Source organism: Vibrio sp. 10N.222.49.C12, from assembly GCF_041475025.1.
Lineage (GTDB): Bacteria > Pseudomonadota > Gammaproteobacteria > Enterobacterales > Vibrionaceae > Vibrio > Vibrio crassostreae_C.
In genome coordinates, this window is the sequence record NZ_JBFRVF010000090.1 from 1 (window position 1) to 15689 (window position 15689).

Here is a 15689-nt window from a genome sequence, read left to right on the forward strand (position 1 = left end):
CGCCATGCTCGGCGCACCAAAAAAAAAGCGCCGACATGATTGTCGGCGTTTTTGCTATAGGTATGATGAGCGGGAGGTAGTAACTACTTCGCCATGGTGCTCAAAAACTCGGCTTCGAACTCTTCATCGGCTTCTCGGGTTAGGCATTCCACCAGCCAGTCGATGCTTTGGTGGTCTAGCTTACTGTTGACCACAAAGGCTTGCTTTACGCCAGACTGACCCAGCTTGGCAGAGCCGTAGTTCTTGAATGATTTATTGCCATGATAATGGAGTGATTTGATCGCCTCCGCGTTAGGTTCTGGTAATGCATCGAGGGTATTAGCAAGCTGAATCACCAACTCCATTGGGTTCTTAGAGGAAGATATTCGATACAGAAAACCGCCCTCCACTCTTTGGCGAACCCAGTAATCAAAGCCACTGCAGTCCATCACTTTGTCGCTGACCAGTGCGGCTTCACTACGATAACCACACGGCTCTACGACAACAGGTGTGTGTTTGAATTCTGGCTGGCCTGATGCAGCATCGGTATGAGGCAAGATCAAGTCACATGGTTTACTGTCTTTGGCGGTCGGTGCGTTCCAGTGAATCGGCATGAAGACTTGTTCACGGCGCATCTCTTTGGTCACCACTAAGCGGGCTTGGCACTCCCCTTGTGCGCTGCGCACTTTCACCACTGGATTAATAGTGGCGTGGTTGAAAGCATCTAGCCCAAACTCATCCAAGTTCAGTTCTGAAACGGTATCTGGGTGCATCGCAACAAAAGGCTCAGGGGTATGCTCACCTAAACCTGCCGCCAAGCCTGTGCGGCTCATGGTGTGCCATTGGTCTCGGATTCGCCCTGTGTTCATGATAAGTGGGAATTCAAGGCTGGTATCGGCAATCGGTTTGTCGTGCTCAACTGCAATAAACTGCGCTTTGCCTGATTCGGTAAAGAACTCACCATTGGTGAACATGCGCTGTTCGATGATCTCAGGTTGATACTCAAGTACTGGCCATTGCTGTGGAGTGAGTTCGCCATAGCCTTTTTCATCCAGTTGCGTGAGTCCAATTAAGCACAAGTCACGCGCTTTACCTGTTTCATTGCCGAGCGCTGTCATCTCGCAATACTCTTTAAAGATCTCACCTTCGTGGCGGAACTCAAATTGCTCTTTGAATCCCATTTTTTGTGCGACTTCTTTTAGAATCCACCAATCGGGTTTGGCTTCCCCTGGGCTTGGTAACACTCGGCGTTGGCGTGAGATTCGGCGTTCAGAGTTGGTCACGGTGCCCGACTTCTCACTCCACCCTTGTGCGGGCAGCACCACATCGGCCAAGCGAGTGGTTTCAGTATCGGCAATACAATCAGACACCACCACAAACGGGCACTTCTCTAATGCGGCTTTGATCTTTTCGCTGTCAGGCAGGCTCACAACTGGGTTAGTTGCCATGATCCACACCGCTTTGATTTTGCCTTCATTCATGGCATCAAACAGGTCAATCGCTTTTAAACCCGCATGTGTTGCTAGGTTGTCGGTCTGCCAAAATTCACTCACGGTTTGGTGTGATTGCGGATCACCAAATTCAAAATGCGCCGCTAAAGTATTGGCTAACCCGCCCACCTCACGTCCGCCCATCGCGTTCGGCTGGCCCGTTACAGAGAATGGCCCCATGCCCGGCTTGCCAATTTTCCCGGTGGCTAAATGGCAGTTAATAATGGCGTTTACCTTATCGCACCCTTGTGTCGATTGGTTCACGCCTTGGGAGTAAATGGTCAGCACCTTCTCGTTCGATGCAAACAAACTGTAGAACTGTTTCAGCTGCTGCTCTGTTAACCCTGTGAGCTCAGGAACGCTTTTGTCGCCCCAGCCTGATTCGGTATAACCTGACTCTGTATAACGATATTGAGTCGCAGATCGAATCGATTCAGTAAAGCCTTGAGTGTGGTTTTCTATATAGTCTGAATCTAGCTTGTCGTTATCGTCGAGATAGCCCAATAAACCATTGAACAATGCGACGTCTGAGCCTGATTCCAATGCCAAGTGAATGTCTGCGATTTCACAGGTATCGGTATAACGCGGGTCGATGACGATAACTTTCAATGCAGGGTTGGCTTGTTTCGCGGCTCTTAATCTTTGGAAAAGTACCGGGTGACACCATGCTAAGTTGGAACCTGTAATCACGACGAGTTCGGCTTGCTCGAGATCTTCGTAGCACACCGGTACTGTGTCTGCGCCAAATGCTCGCTTATGCCCGACCACGGTTGAAGCCATACACAACCTAGAGTTACTGTCGATGTTGCCACTACCAATGAAGCCTTTCATCAGTTTATTGGCAACATAATAGTCTTCGGTAAGCAGCTGACCAGATACATAGAACGCAACCGAATCGGCCCCAAATTCTTCGATGGTTTGATTGAATTTGTCTGCGACCAACTGAGTGGCACTGTTCCAATCTAGCTCTTGTTTTTGCTCATTCTGAATATGAGCAGGCTGTGTAAGACGACCTAAAGGCGTGACGGTGTCGCCGAGCGCAATCCCTTTAGTGCATAGCTTTCCATAGTTTGATGGATGATCTTTATCACCACGCACTTCTAGTTTTCCTAACGATGTCGGTCTCGCTTCTATTCCACACCCTACACCACAATAAGCACAGGTCGATTTTATCCAGCCGCTGTTTGAATCGGTCATCCGTTTCTCGCTCAATTATCCATAATTGTAATAACTGAAAATAAGCAAATAACACGCCACTTCATAGCAATCAACAAGCAAGAAATATTTAACAATAAAAACAAGAGCTTAACAAACACAAACCTATCAGAAATGAGCAAAATAGAAATTAACCACGATAGAAACTTAATTTTTGCACCATCTTGCAGAAAGTTGCACCACAAATGCTCATTTGTATAAATCTAACAAAAAATTTACATACTACTTTAGGGGTAATTATGTGTTACCCTAATTTTTTAAGACATTGAAAAACATGCATTAATTTTTATTTTAATGAACAAACCGTAATCTGGCACCCTCCTTGCTCAACTAAAAACCAAGAGTTGGAAAAAACATTTTTTGTTTTTCTTGATGATTATGAATTGAGTGGAATCTCAACCCGGTATTCATCTGCTAACTACTAGAAATTAGATGCTAGTGATGATAATGCCGAGAATAAGGAATGGATTATGAGCAAGAAGAAAATCGTCGTTGTTGGTAACGGCATGGTTGGACACAAATTTATCGACAACATCCTGCAATCAGACAGTGATGAATTTGATGTGATTACTTTTAGTGAAGAGCCAAGGTTAGCGTACGACCGTGTTCAGCTGACGGCTTACTTTAATGGTAAAAGTGCTGATGACCTGTCATTGACCAGTGAAGAGTATTACCAAAGCAACGGCGTGAACTACTTGTTGAACCAGAAGGTTGCCAAGCTAGACACTGCCAATCAACAAGTCATCACTGAAAGTGGTCACGTTGAAAGTTACGACAAGCTAATCTTGGCGACGGGCTCTTTCCCTTTTGTTCCCCCTATTCCCGGTAACGATCAAGAACACTGTCACGTTTATCGGACTATTGAAGACTTAGACGCAATTGAACTATCAAGCAAAGGTAGCAAATCTGGCGTGGTAATTGGTGGTGGTCTGCTTGGCTTAGAGGCCGCAAACGCAGTCAAAAACCTTGGCTTAGAAACCCATGTGGTTGAATTTGCGCCTCGCCTGATGGCGGTTCAATTAGATGACGGTGGCGGTGCCCTATTACGCAGAAAAATTGAAGACCTTGGTGTGCAAGTTCATACCGAGAAAGCGACCTCTGAAATAGTCGATGGCGAAAATGCTCGCTACCGCATGAACTTCGCCGATGGCACCCATTTAGAAACCGATATGATCGTATTCTCTGCGGGTATTCGCCCTCAAGATGAGTTAGCGAGAAGCTCTGATGTCGAAATTGGCGAGCGCGGCGGTATTGTCATCAACAACCACTGCCAAACCAATATCGAAAACGTCTACGCCATTGGTGAATGTGCCCTTTGGGATAACAAGATCTTCGGCTTAGTGGCGCCCGGTTATTCCATGGCGAAAGTCGCGGCTTCGCATATTGTCTCTGACGGTACTGACGACGCTGCGTTCACTGGCGCCGACATGAGCACCAAGCTCAAACTGCTTGGCGTCGATGTTGCCAGTATTGGTGAAGTGCACGGCAAGACAGAAGGTGCTCAATCGTATACCTACAACGATGAAATAGAACAAGTTTATAAGCGCCTGATCATCTCGGCTGACGGCACAAAGATTGTTGGTGCTGTGTTAGTGGGTGATGCAGAAGCCTACGGTTCGCTACTGCAAATCAAGCAAAATAATATGCCCCTTCCTGAAAACCCATCAGTGCTAATTTTACCTAACGTGGCCGATGGTTCTGGCTCTGCAATGGGTGTTGAAGCTCTGCCTGATAGCGCTGTGATCTGTTCATGTTTTGATGTGACCAAAGGCGATATTAAAGAGGCCGTTTCAGCTGGCTGCACCACGATGGCTGCATTGAAAGAAACCACGAATGCTTCAACAGGTTGTGGCGGTTGTTCTGCCCTTGCGAAACAGGTTCTCGATAGCGAGCTAAGTAACCTAGGTGTGGAAGTCTCTAACGATATCTGTGAGCACTTTGCTTATTCTCGCCAAGAGCTTACCGACATCATTCGCGTCAACAAAATCAAGACCTTCGACGAGCTGTTAGATTCTCACGGCAACGGATTGGGCTGTACTGTGTGTAAACCGGCTGTCGGTTCGATTCTGGCTTCGTACTGGAACGATTACATCCTTGAAGATCAACATATCGAGCTGCAAGACACCAATGACATCTACCTTGGCAACATGCAAAAAGACGGCACTTACTCGGTAGTTCCGCGTATTGCTGGCGGTGAAATCACTCCAGATAAATTGATTGTTTTAGGCGAAGTCGCTAAAGAGTTCGACCTGTACACCAAAATCACGGGCGGTCAGCGTGTCGACTTGTTTGGCGCACAGCTTAACGAACTGCCTATCATCTGGAAAAAGCTGATTGATGCAGGTTTTGAAACGGGCCACGCCTACGGTAAATCGGTTCGTACCGTGAAATCTTGTGTCGGTAGCACTTGGTGTCGATACGGTGTCGACGACAGTGTTGGCTTAGCGATTCGACTTGAGAACCGCTACAAAGGCCTGCGTTCACCACACAAGATCAAGTTTGCGGTTTCTGGCTGTACTCGTGAATGTGCAGAAGCCCAATCAAAAGATTTTGGCATTATCGCCACCGACAAAGGTTGGAACCTCTACATCTGTGGTAACGGCGGTATGCGCCCTCGCCATGGTGACCTTTTCGCTACCGACCTTGATGAAACCACACTCCTTAAATACATCGACCGCGTTTTGATGTTCTACACACGTACCGCAGACCGCTTACAGCGTACATCGGTATGGATGGAGAACCTTGAAGGCGGCATCGAATACCTCAAGCAAGTCGTGATTGAAGACAAGCTCAACGTAGCTGAAGAACTCGAAGCGGACATCGCACTCAACATCGAGAAGTACCAGTGTGAATGGAAAACCACCATTGAAAACCCTGAGAAGATGAAGCGCTTCCAGCACTACATCAACAGTGAAGAAATGGACACTAGCCTCTCTTTCATCAAAGAGCGAGAGCAGCGTTTTCCTAAGCCGAGCTTGAGTGATGCTTCGAATTCAAAACGCGATGAAAAGCTCGCTAAAGCAGACCAAATCGAAGTGACTGAGGTTTCATAAATTTCATCAGGTTCATCAGGTTCATCAATAAAAAAATAAAAACTCAATTTTAGACTAGGAGAAAGTCATGGAAAATTGGACAACCGTATGCAGCACTAGCGATCTAACCCCAAACGGGGGAATTTGCGCCAAAGTAGACGATAACCAAGTGGCTATTTTTTACTGCAAGCGCAGCGACACGCTTTATGGGCTCTCTAATTACGACCCTATCGGCAAGGCGAATGTGATGTCACGTGGTATAATTGGTTCATTAAGCGGAGAACCTTACGTGGCCTCACCCTTATACAAGCAGCATTACCACTTAGAAACTGGTGAATGTCTTGAACAGCCTGAGCTCAAGCTCGTGAAATTTGAAGTTCGCAAACAAGGAGAACAAGTTCAAGTTCTCGCACCACTTACGATCGCCAGTTAACTAAACCGCCGACACCATCATGCAAACGCTTATTAGCGTGCGCAATTTCGGCACAGGGTTTATGCACATTAAAAGCGTTCTAAGTTCGGAAGTAACGCAGGTGCACAAACCGGGTAATTTTCCAGATTTAAAGGATTTAAACCATGGATAACACTAAATTTTCGCTGCTTTCATTTACGGGTAAGATGAAGGTCTTACACCTAAGCTGGATGGCCTTTTTCATTACCTTTGTTGTGTGGTTCAACTTTGCCCCACTGCTGCAAATGGTAAAAACTACGCTTGGTCTTTCTACTGAAGAGATCAAAACCCTCCTGATCCTCAACGTTGCATTGACCATTCCGGCACGTGTCGCAATAGGCATGCTAACCGATAGATACGGCCCAAGGTTGGTTTACTCTTCGCTACTCGCGGTCTGTTCTATCCCTTGTTTCATGTTTGCTCTGGCAGACTCTTTCATTCAAGCAGCAATCGCTCGTTTCCTACTGGGCTTCATTGGTGCAGGTTTCGTTGTCGGTATTCGTCTTGTGTCTGAATGGTTCCCACACAACGAACTGGGTACTGCAGAAGGTATTTACGGCGGCTGGGGTAACTTCGGTTCAGCAGCAGCGGCGTTCACACTTCCAACTCTCGCTCTAGCGTTTGGTGGTGAAGACGGCTGGCGTTATGCGGTCGGTATTACCGGCGTAATGAGCTTAGCGTTCTCGTTTATCTTCTACAAAAACGTGTCAGATACACCAAAAGGTTCGACTTACTTCAAGCCTGCTCAAGTAACAGCAATGGAAGTGACATCAAAGGGTGACTTTTTCTTCCTACTTATTATGAAGATCCCTATGTATGCCGCTTTAGCGCTACTGACTTGGAAGCTATCACCAAGCAACATCAACATGTTGTCTGACATGGCGGTTTACTCTGTGTATGCAGGTTTAGCAGCACTTTACGTGTACGAAGTGTCGCAAGTTTGGAAAGTAAACAAGAACGTATTTAAAGAAGAAGTGCCTGAGATTCACCAGTACAAGTTCAAGCAAGTAGCGGTACTTAACGTATTGTACTTCGCAACATTTGGTTCTGAACTGGCTGTGGTTTCTATGCTGCCACTGTTCTTCTCTGAAACCTTTGAATTAACACCGGTTCTTGCAGGTATGGTTGCATCGGCTTATGCCTTTATGAACCTAATGTCTCGCCCAGGTGGTGGTTGGATTTCAGATAAATTCGGTCGTAAACCAACACTGCTTATTCTAACGATTGGTCTTGCTGTGGGTTACTTCGCAATGGGTCAAGTCGACAGCACATGGCCTGTATGGCTAGCGGTTGTTGCGGCGATGGCGTGTTCTTTCTTCGTGCAAGCGGGTGAAGGTGCGGTATTCGCAACGGTTCCTCTAATCAAGCGTCGTATGACAGGTCAAATTGCAGGTATGACGGGCGCTTACGGTAACGTGGGTGCAGTAGTTTACCTAACTGTGTTGTCATTCGTGAGCTACCAAACCTTCTTCTTAGTGATTGCTGCAACAGCGGTACTTGGCTTTGTGACTCTACTGTTCATGGAAGAGCCTAACGGTCAAATCGCCGAAGTAAACGACGATGGCAGTGTCACGCTGATTAATGTTTCAAGCTAGGTCTGTACTATGAAGCATTGATATTATTGAATCGGGAGAAGCACCTTAGCGGATACATCAATGCTAGGTGCTTCGTTCAAAGGCTCTAAGTTCACTAGGGCTTTTGTTCTTCCTAGGATGTTCTGTCAAGGAAGCGGGAAGAAGAGCAGTTAAGAAGAAGACCAGTTATGACAATTTCATTCAGCCAAGGGCAAGTCATCACGCCAGAATCCAACAACCAGTTAACGCTTAAGTTTGGTGGTTATTCGAATCAAGGCGTACGAGATGAAAACCAAGATGCCATCATTGTAAAACACCCAAAAACTCGCGCAGAGCAAGAGTTGAAAGGCAGTGTTGCCTGCATAGCAGACGGCGCAAGTTGCAGTGAACACGGCCAGAAAGCCAGTCACACCAGCGTGATGCAGTTTATCGACGACTATTACGCAACTCCCCAAAGCTGGAGCATCCAACGTTCGGCGCAAAAGGTCTTAACGTCCCTCAATTCTTGGCTCTTCAACACGTCTGTTTCTAATATTCATCCCGCACAACAAGTGAACCACAATGCCCTCGTTTCGACGTTCAGCAGCGTGATACTCAAATCAAACACCGCGCATATCTTCCACGTGGGCGACAGCCGTATCTACTTACTAAGAGATGGAGAATTACGCCAACTGACCCGCGACCACACGCGTAAAAATATGGGACAGAAGCATTATCTAACACGCGCCTTAGGCATGGACAACCAACTCAACGTTGACTATCAAACCCTACCTATAAAGAAAAACGACTGCTTTATCCTGACATCTGATGGCGTGCACGAGTTTGTCTCTCCCAACACCTTCAAGGAACACATCGACAAACCCGGAGCGGATTTCGAATACGCAGCGCAAACCATCTGTAACACCGCTTTAAGCCACAATAGCTCAGACAACGTGAGTTGCTTGATTGTGCAAGTCAGCCATCTGCCTAAACCTTCGCTGATTGAGTTCCATGAGAAGCTAGCTAAACGTGCCATCCCCCCCGCTTTAAAGCTCGGGCAAAGTATCGACAACTTCATGGTGCTTGAGGTGTTGTATGCAGGATCTAGAAGCCATGTGTATCGTGTGATGCAGAAAGAGACACAGACCGAGTTCGTGCTGAAAGTCCCTTCCGTCCAATATCACGATAGCCCTTCGCAACTCAGAGCTTTCTTTAATGAACAATGGGCGGGGATCTTGTTAAAAAACAAGAGAGTAATGAAGGTTTACCCGACGCCAGAGAACTCGCAATTCTTATACCAAATCTGCGAATGGGTAGAAGGCATCACGCTAAGACAATGGATGTACGACAATCCAAAACCGTCACTCAATGAAGTACGCGACATACTAGAAAAGATCACTCAAGGCATTCGAGTACTGCAACGTGCAGACATGGTGCACCGAGACTTAAAGCCGGAAAACATCATGATTCAACGTGATGGTGAGGTAAAAATCATCGACCTTGGTGCGGTGTTAGTGAGAGGCCTTGAAGAGGGAGAGCTCACCGACAAAGACGACACTCCATTAGGCGCGGTCAATTACATAGCGCCAGAGACCATCAAGCACAACACGGCCACCACAAGCTCGGATCTGTTCTCTATCGCCGTGATCGGCTATGAGATGCTAACAGGTGGATTGCCCTACTCTGAAATGACTGCACAATCGCTTAAGCAATCTCGTCATCATCAGTGGGAATACCAACCCATCACACAGAAACGAGCTGACTTGCCAAGTTGGGTAGATTTGGTGTTACAAAAAGCCTGCGCGGAATCACCAAGCGAACGTCATCAAGTGTTAGGGGATTTTGTGGCAGATCTTTACACACCAAACCAAAGCTTGGTCAAAAGCAAAGCCAAGCAACCTTTGATAAACCGAAACCCGATCCAGTTTTGGAAAGTGTTGGCTTTGTTGCTCGGCATTGTTGCCATTGTAGAAATGGGGTTGTTGCTGAGTTCAAATTAATTACAGGTTCGAGTTAAACGCGAGGCTTCTAGCTAACTGTAAAATTCAAGCTAGCCTCGTTTTACTAAGCTTCTTGGCACTAGCTCAATGCCAGCTTGGTAACGTTTCGCTGACGCGTTCAAAGCCAAAGCAAAAGCACTATCGGCAATCACTTCGAATTGTTGTGGCAGTGAATGGACTTTAAAAGGTAAGAAATCCAATAAACGGTTATCACCAAAGGTTGCCAGCTTTACTTGGCTGATCAGTTCTGGCTTTTCGACCATCACATCCAACACACCTTCTAACAAGGTGTAAGACATGGTCACAATCGCATCGGGCACTGTGCCTTTGGCAATCCAACCCTCAAAAATCTCACGCCCTGATTCTCTGTCAAAGTGCTCACCATAACCGACAACCATCGGCTTGCTGTCTGTTAGCCCTGTTTGTTGAGTATGTGCTTTATTCGCCGCTTCAAAACCCAACTGACGTTCACGTGAAATGTTCAGATCAGGCAGTGCACCAATCAAACCAACACTATGAATACTGTCATCAAGAATCGAGTGGGTCAGTTCAAACGCAGCCTCGAAATCTTCACTGATCACGCAGGCAAAATGCTCATCATCTAAAGGACGGTCAATCGCAATAACGGGTGTGCCTGAGTTTTGCAACTTCAAGTAGAACTCATTGGCGTCTGGCATTGAGCTCGCCACCAGCAAGGCATCAATACGACGGCTAACAAGCGCTTCCGCAACTTTACGTTCAGTTTCAGCGTCATCATCTGAGCAACCAATCAAAATTTGATAACCCACTTTACGTGAGTTCTGCTCTATCAATTTTGCTAAACGCGCGTAACTGCTGTTTTCCAGATCAGGAATAATCAAACCAAATGAACGGCTATTACCAGCGCGCAGCGAGGAAGCAGCATGGTCTGGTCGGTAGTTATACTCTTCCACCACTGCCATCACTTTCTGCTGTGTCTTTTCACTGATTCTGTATTTCTGCGCCTTGCCATTGATCACATAACTGGCTGTCGTTTTCGATACACCGGCTAGTTTGGCAATCTCATCTAGTGTCATATGGGTGACCTGTATTTTGTGCGTAGGATCATATAACCAATGATCTGATCCTCGGATTAGTTGAATTATATGCTGAATCGATTCAGTATAAAAGCTGAAAGGATTCAGCAAAATCTGAAAAGTGACTTCAATCATCCTTTTGAATGGATTGAGCGTCATTTGTCGTGATTCAGCTTCTTGTTGTTAACGAAACTGGAATTACGACACGCAGCAAAACTATTTTGAAAACCAAAATCGGCTTTGCTGAATTTTTTTACACTGAATGCTGAACCGATTCAGCAAGCATAAAGCAGCGGGCAAATATTGCTCTAGACTGAATCGTAGCGATACACAAATTCTCAAGCGATACGCTAAAGAGGCACCATGCTTAAATTATCAAAATCTGACATCACTCTAGGCCAAACTGCCGAAGACAAATTCAAAGCAATCCAAAACATTGCTGGCGACCTGACAGCTAAAGGTTTAGTTGACTCTGGTTACGTTGAAGGAATGCTGAACCGTGAAAACCAGAACTCTACGTTCCTAGGTAACGGCATCGCGATTCCTCACGGAACGACGGATACTCGTGGCCTAGTAAAAGAGACAGGCGTTGCGGTACACCACTTCCCTGAAGGTATTGATTGGGCAGACGGCAACCGTGTTTACGTAGCAATTGGTATTGCAGCTAAATCTGACGAGCACTTAGGCATTCTTAAGCAACTAACAAAGGTTCTAGCGGCAGACGGTGTTGAAGAGAAATTAAAGCAAGCTAAATCAGAAGACGAAATCATCGCCCTACTTAACGGCGAAGTTCAGCTAGAAGCCGACCTAGACGCTTCTTTAGTTCAGCTACTGTTCCCTGCGAGCGACATGATTCAAATGTCTGCCGTTGCGGGTGGCCTACTTAAGAACACAGGTTGCACAGACAACGCATTCGTTGCTGACCTAGTAACAAAAACACCAACTCACCTAGGCCAAGGCCTGTGGTTGTTGGGCAGCGACAAAGGCGTAACACGCACTGGCGTATCTTTCGTTTCAACAGCGAACCATTGTGAATACGAAGGCACACCAGTGAAAGCATTAGTCGCATTCGCAGCTTGTAACAGCGCGCACCAATCTATTCTGGCAAACCTAAGCAAGATGGTTTTCGAAGGTAAACAGCAACAACTGTTAACAGCTGACGCAGCGCAAGTGATTGGCCTTCTGAAAGGTGAAGCGGTTTCTACAGCGTCTCAAGACGATGACAACTGCGCAGTATTCAAAATCAAAAACGCACACGGCCTGCACGCTCGTCCGGGCGCAATGCTAGTCGCTGAAGCGAAGAAGTTTGAATCAACAATCCGCGTGTCAAACCTAGATGGCGACGGAAAAGAAGTGAACGCGAAGAGCTTGATGAAAGTGATCGCTCTTGGCGTTAAACACGGCCACCAGCTTCAGTTTGTTGCTGAAGGTGAAGACGCAGCACAAGCACTTGAATCGATTGGCAAAGCTATCGCTTCAGGCCTTGGCGAAGGTTAAGGAGTCGATATGTCTGATAAACAAATCAAAGCCGTTACTGTAACGCTTAACCCTGCTCTAGACCTGACAGGTGCTATCGACGCACTTAACGTGGGTTCAGTGAGCCTAGTAAACAAAGGCTCTTTGCACGCAGCGGGCAAAGGCGTAAACGTCGCAAAAGTTCTTTCAGAGCTTGGCGCGAAAGTGACCGTAACAGGTTTCCTTGGTCGCAATAACGAAGAAGCGTTCTGCCAACTGTTTGAAGAGATGGGTGCAACTGACCGCTTCATCCGTGTTAATGGCGCAACTCGCATTAACGTGAAATTGGTAGAGAATTCAGGCCAAGTAAGCGACATCAACTTCCCAGGTGTTCCTGTTGATGCTGACGCGATTAAAGCGTTCGAAGAAACCCTATTAGAACTTGCTGAAACGCACGATTATTTCGTCATTGCAGGCAGCTTGCCACAAGGTATCTCTCCTGAGCTTTGCGCTTCTTGGGTTCAACGCTTACACGATTTAGGTAAGAAGGTGCTATTTGATAGCAGCCGTGACGCACTTAAAGCCGGTATCAATGCACAACCATGGTTAATCAAACCAAACGATGAAGAGCTGTCTCAGCTGTTCAATGCAGAGCTGACAACTCGTGACCAATGCCAACACGCGGGCCAAGCCCTAAGTGAAAAAGGCATCGAGAATATCGTGGTATCACTTGGCGCTGAAGGCGTGATGTGGCTTAACCAAGGTGAATGGTTACATGCTCAACCACCGCGCATGCAAGTAGTAAGCACGGTAGGCGCAGGTGACACATTGGTTGCTGGTCTATGTTGGGGTCAAATGCAACAGATGCCAAAACCAGAACTTATTAAATTCGCAACCGCCCTATCTGCTCTAGCAGTTTCACAGGTAGGCGTGGGCATCACCAGCCAACAAGAGCTGGATTCAGTACTACAAAATATCCAATTACAGGCGCTTAGTGCTCCAACTAGCCAGTTAGACACAAGCAAATAGGACAAAAGGTTTATTATGAATATTACCATTATCACAGCTTGCCCAAGTGGCGTAGCAAACAGCATCATCGCCGCGGGCTTGTTAGAGCAAGCGACAAAAGCACTGGGTTGGAACGCCGCTATTGAATGTCAATCAAGCGTGTTACCTGATTCAACCGTATCGCAAGACGCTATCGACAGCAGCGACGTTGTAGTTATCGCAGCTAACAAAAATGTTGATAAAGCACGTTTTGTTGGTAAGAAAGTGTACCAAGCGGCTATCTCTGAATGCACAGCTGATGCAAAAGCATTCCTAGAGAAAGCGGTAGCAGAAGCAACGGTATTAGACGCTTCTCAAGTTGAGACTACAGTGGAAGTTACTGGTACTTCTCCAGCGACAGGCAGCAAAAAGATCGTAGCGATTACCGCTTGCCCAACGGGTGTTGCACATACCTTTATGGCCGCTGAAGCGCTTGAAGCTGAAGGCAAACGCCTAGGTCACCAAATCAAAGTAGAAACTCGCGGCTCTGTAGGTGCAAAAAACCAACTGACAGACCAAGAAATCGCAGACGCTGATCTTGTTATCATCGCAGCCGACATTGACGTTCCTCTGGATCGTTTTAACGGCAAAGCGCTATACAAAACGACAACGGGTCCTGCGCTTAAGAAAACAAAGCAAGAGATGGAAAAAGCATTCGCAGAAGCTAAACCATACCAACACACTGCTTCTTCAAATTCAGCGCCTGCTGACGAGAAGAAAGGCGTGTACAAGCACCTAATGACAGGTGTTTCACACATGCTTCCTGTGGTGGTTGCGGGTGGTTTGATCATTGCACTCTCTTTCGTATTCGGTATCGAAGCGTTTAAAGAAGAAGGCACGTTAGCAGCAGCACTGATGACTATCGGTGGTGGTTCTGCATTCGCACTGATGATTCCTGTTCTTGCTGGTTTCATTGCATTCTCGATTGCTGACCGTCCAGGTCTGGCTCCAGGTCTAATCGGCGGTATGCTGGCTAGCTCAACGGGCGCAGGTTTCCTAGGTGGTATCGCAGCAGGTTTCATTGCCGGTTACACAGCGAAATTCATTGCCGACAAAGTTCAACTTCCACAATCCATGGAAGCCCTCAAGCCAATCCTGATCATTCCGTTTATCGCGAGTTTGTTCACTGGTCTTGTGATGGTTTACATCGTAGGTGGCCCTGTTTCTGGCGTGATGAGCGCAATGACAACTTTCCTAAACAACATGGGAACGTCTAACGCGATTCTTCTGGGTGTGATTCTAGGTGCAATGATGTGTTTCGACCTTGGTGGTCCGGTAAACAAAGCAGCTTACACATTCGGTGTTGGTCTACTGGCTTCGCAAACTTACGCACCAATGGCAGCAATCATGGCAGCAGGTATGGTTCCAGCTCTAGGTATGGGTCTTGCGACTTTCCTAGTGAAAGACAAGTTTGAAGCGGGCGAACGTGAAGCAGGTAAAGCATCATTCGTTCTTGGCCTATGTTTCATCTCTGAAGGTGCGATTCCATTCGCAGCGAAAGATCCAATGCGTGTTATCCCAGCTTGTATGGCAGGTGGCGCACTAACTGGCGCTCTATCAATGATGTTTGGTGCTCAGCTAATGGCTCCACACGGCGGTCTATTCGTACTACTGATTCCTGGTGCTATCTCTCCAGTTCTAATGTACCTATTGGCGATTGCAGCAGGTACAGCGGTAACAGGCTTTGGTTACGCGGCTCTTAAAAAGATGAGTGACTCTAAGGTAACTGCAGAGGCTTAATCCCCCTACTCTGGTTAACGGTTCAGCCCGATAACCAGAGGCTCTTGATAACCGGTTTCTTGGTAAAACGGCTCCTTAAAACAAAGGCTCCTCATTTGAGGAGCCTTTTTATTGTTCATGTATTTTCCGGTCGGAATGAGTTAAGTGCAATATTGGTATATTTGATTAGCTAGTAAGCGTTTCTTCAAAGACACCCAATTCACGACCAAGCCAGATCGCTCGTACTGTGTGATCCAAAGTTTCTTCACCGCCAGTTACAGGGTGAATAAGCACCGACATATCACCGCGTTCTTGCTCAAGCCATTCAACAATGCCCGACTCTTTGTTCGCAAAGTGAATCTCAAACATTGGCATCTTATGTGGACCAACCAAACGCTGTATTAGTGGAAAAACCTCTAATACATCTTTACGTTCCGATAGAATTTTCTGACGCAGTGTTTCTGCCTGCTCTGCAAATCGCAGAGGGAAATAGATATGACCGTGGTACATGGCACCATCCTTTAGAATTATGATGTCGCGATTTTATACCTAAACCGCCTTTAATAGCCAAACCTAAATAGGTGAGCTTGCTTTCGGAAGGATCAATTTGAAATGGGAAAACTAGAGTTTGTTACTCGAACGAATCGAAAACAAACTCTAGTGATATTGACTATTTCCCTATCTGGCAGGGTA

Annotated in this window: 10 protein-coding genes; 7 read left to right on the forward strand and 3 right to left on the reverse strand. The window is 46.7% G+C overall.

Features of this window, described 5'->3' with window-relative positions; translation table 11 throughout:
• Window positions 1-83: 83 nt before the first annotated feature.
• Window positions 84-2681 (reverse strand): molybdopterin oxidoreductase family protein, encoded by a 2598-nt coding sequence (locus AB4583_RS19925; RefSeq protein ID WP_372119013.1) that lies wholly within the window; start codon window positions 2679-2681, stop codon window positions 84-86.
• Window positions 2682-3154: 473 nt separating this feature from the next.
• Between AB4583_RS19925 and nirB the strand changes: the two genes are divergently transcribed.
• From nirB to AB4583_RS19945, 4 genes are all read left to right on the forward strand, one after another.
• Window positions 3155-5737 (forward strand): nitrite reductase large subunit NirB, encoded by a 2583-nt coding sequence (nirB, locus tag AB4583_RS19930; RefSeq protein ID WP_372119015.1) that lies wholly within the window; start codon window positions 3155-3157, stop codon window positions 5735-5737.
• Between the two features lie 67 nt (window positions 5738-5804).
• Complete coding sequence (nirD, locus tag AB4583_RS19935) at window positions 5805-6149, forward strand: nitrite reductase small subunit NirD (protein ID WP_136977923.1); 345 nt, start codon at window positions 5805-5807, stop codon at window positions 6147-6149.
• A gap of 143 nt (window positions 6150-6292) precedes the next feature.
• Window positions 6293-7762: a NarK family nitrate/nitrite MFS transporter gene (locus AB4583_RS19940; RefSeq protein WP_017060867.1), complete on the forward strand. Its 1470-nt coding sequence runs from the start codon at window positions 6293-6295 to the stop codon at window positions 7760-7762.
• A 167-nt stretch (window positions 7763-7929) separates the two neighbouring features.
• A complete protein-coding gene (locus tag AB4583_RS19945) occupies window positions 7930-9720 on the forward strand; it encodes a protein kinase domain-containing protein (protein WP_372119019.1) in 1791 nt (596 codons plus the stop codon).
• A 50-nt stretch (window positions 9721-9770) separates the two neighbouring features.
• Here the strand turns inward: AB4583_RS19945 and cra are convergent, their stop codons facing one another.
• On the reverse strand, window positions 9771-10775 hold the full coding sequence (cra, locus tag AB4583_RS19950) for a catabolite repressor/activator (protein WP_372119022.1): 1005 nt from the start codon (window positions 10773-10775) through the stop codon (window positions 9771-9773).
• Between the two features lie 363 nt (window positions 10776-11138).
• On the opposite strand from cra, the gene fruB reads away from it, so the two are divergent.
• Genes fruB through fruA form a run of 3 tightly spaced genes read left to right on the forward strand, consistent with a single transcriptional unit; the run spans window position 11139 to window position 15017 of the window.
• Window positions 11139-12272 (forward strand): fused PTS fructose transporter subunit IIA/HPr protein, encoded by a 1134-nt coding sequence (gene fruB, locus AB4583_RS19955; protein ID WP_048608700.1) that lies wholly within the window; start codon window positions 11139-11141, stop codon window positions 12270-12272.
• Between the two features lie 9 nt (window positions 12273-12281).
• Window positions 12282-13259 carry a 1-phosphofructokinase gene (gene pfkB / locus AB4583_RS19960; protein ID WP_372119025.1) on the forward strand — a complete coding sequence of 326 codons (978 nt, stop codon included), beginning with the start codon at window positions 12282-12284 and terminating at the stop codon, window positions 13257-13259.
• A gap of 15 nt (window positions 13260-13274) precedes the next feature.
• Window positions 13275-15017, forward strand: coding sequence for a PTS fructose transporter subunit IIBC (gene fruA, locus AB4583_RS19965; RefSeq protein ID WP_372119028.1), 1743 nt, complete (start codon window positions 13275-13277; stop codon window positions 15015-15017).
• Window positions 15018-15182: 165 nt separating this feature from the next.
• On the opposite strand, the gene AB4583_RS19970 is transcribed toward fruA, so the two are convergent.
• Window positions 15183-15506: a DOPA 4,5-dioxygenase family protein gene (locus AB4583_RS19970; protein WP_017064766.1), complete on the reverse strand. Its 324-nt coding sequence runs from the start codon at window positions 15504-15506 to the stop codon at window positions 15183-15185.
• Window positions 15507-15689: the final 183 nt, after the last annotated feature.

Coding starts and splice junctions, on each gene's coding strand:
- AB4583_RS19970 (WP_017064766.1), bottom strand. CDS start 15,506: ATGTACCACGGTCATATCTATTTCCCTCTGCGATTTGCAGAGCAGGCA.
- AB4583_RS19940 (WP_017060867.1), top strand. CDS start 6,293: ATGGATAACACTAAATTTTCGCTGCTTTCATTTACGGGTAAGATGAAG.
- fruB (WP_048608700.1), top strand. CDS start 11,139: ATGCTTAAATTATCAAAATCTGACATCACTCTAGGCCAAACTGCCGAA.
- cra (WP_372119022.1), bottom strand. CDS start 10,775: ATGACACTAGATGAGATTGCCAAACTAGCCGGTGTATCGAAAACGACA.
- pfkB (WP_372119025.1), top strand. CDS start 12,282: ATGTCTGATAAACAAATCAAAGCCGTTACTGTAACGCTTAACCCTGCT.
- nirB (WP_372119015.1), top strand. CDS start 3,155: ATGAGCAAGAAGAAAATCGTCGTTGTTGGTAACGGCATGGTTGGACAC.
- nirD (WP_136977923.1), top strand. CDS start 5,805: ATGGAAAATTGGACAACCGTATGCAGCACTAGCGATCTAACCCCAAAC.
- fruA (WP_372119028.1), top strand. CDS start 13,275: ATGAATATTACCATTATCACAGCTTGCCCAAGTGGCGTAGCAAACAGC.
- AB4583_RS19945 (WP_372119019.1), top strand. CDS start 7,930: ATGACAATTTCATTCAGCCAAGGGCAAGTCATCACGCCAGAATCCAAC.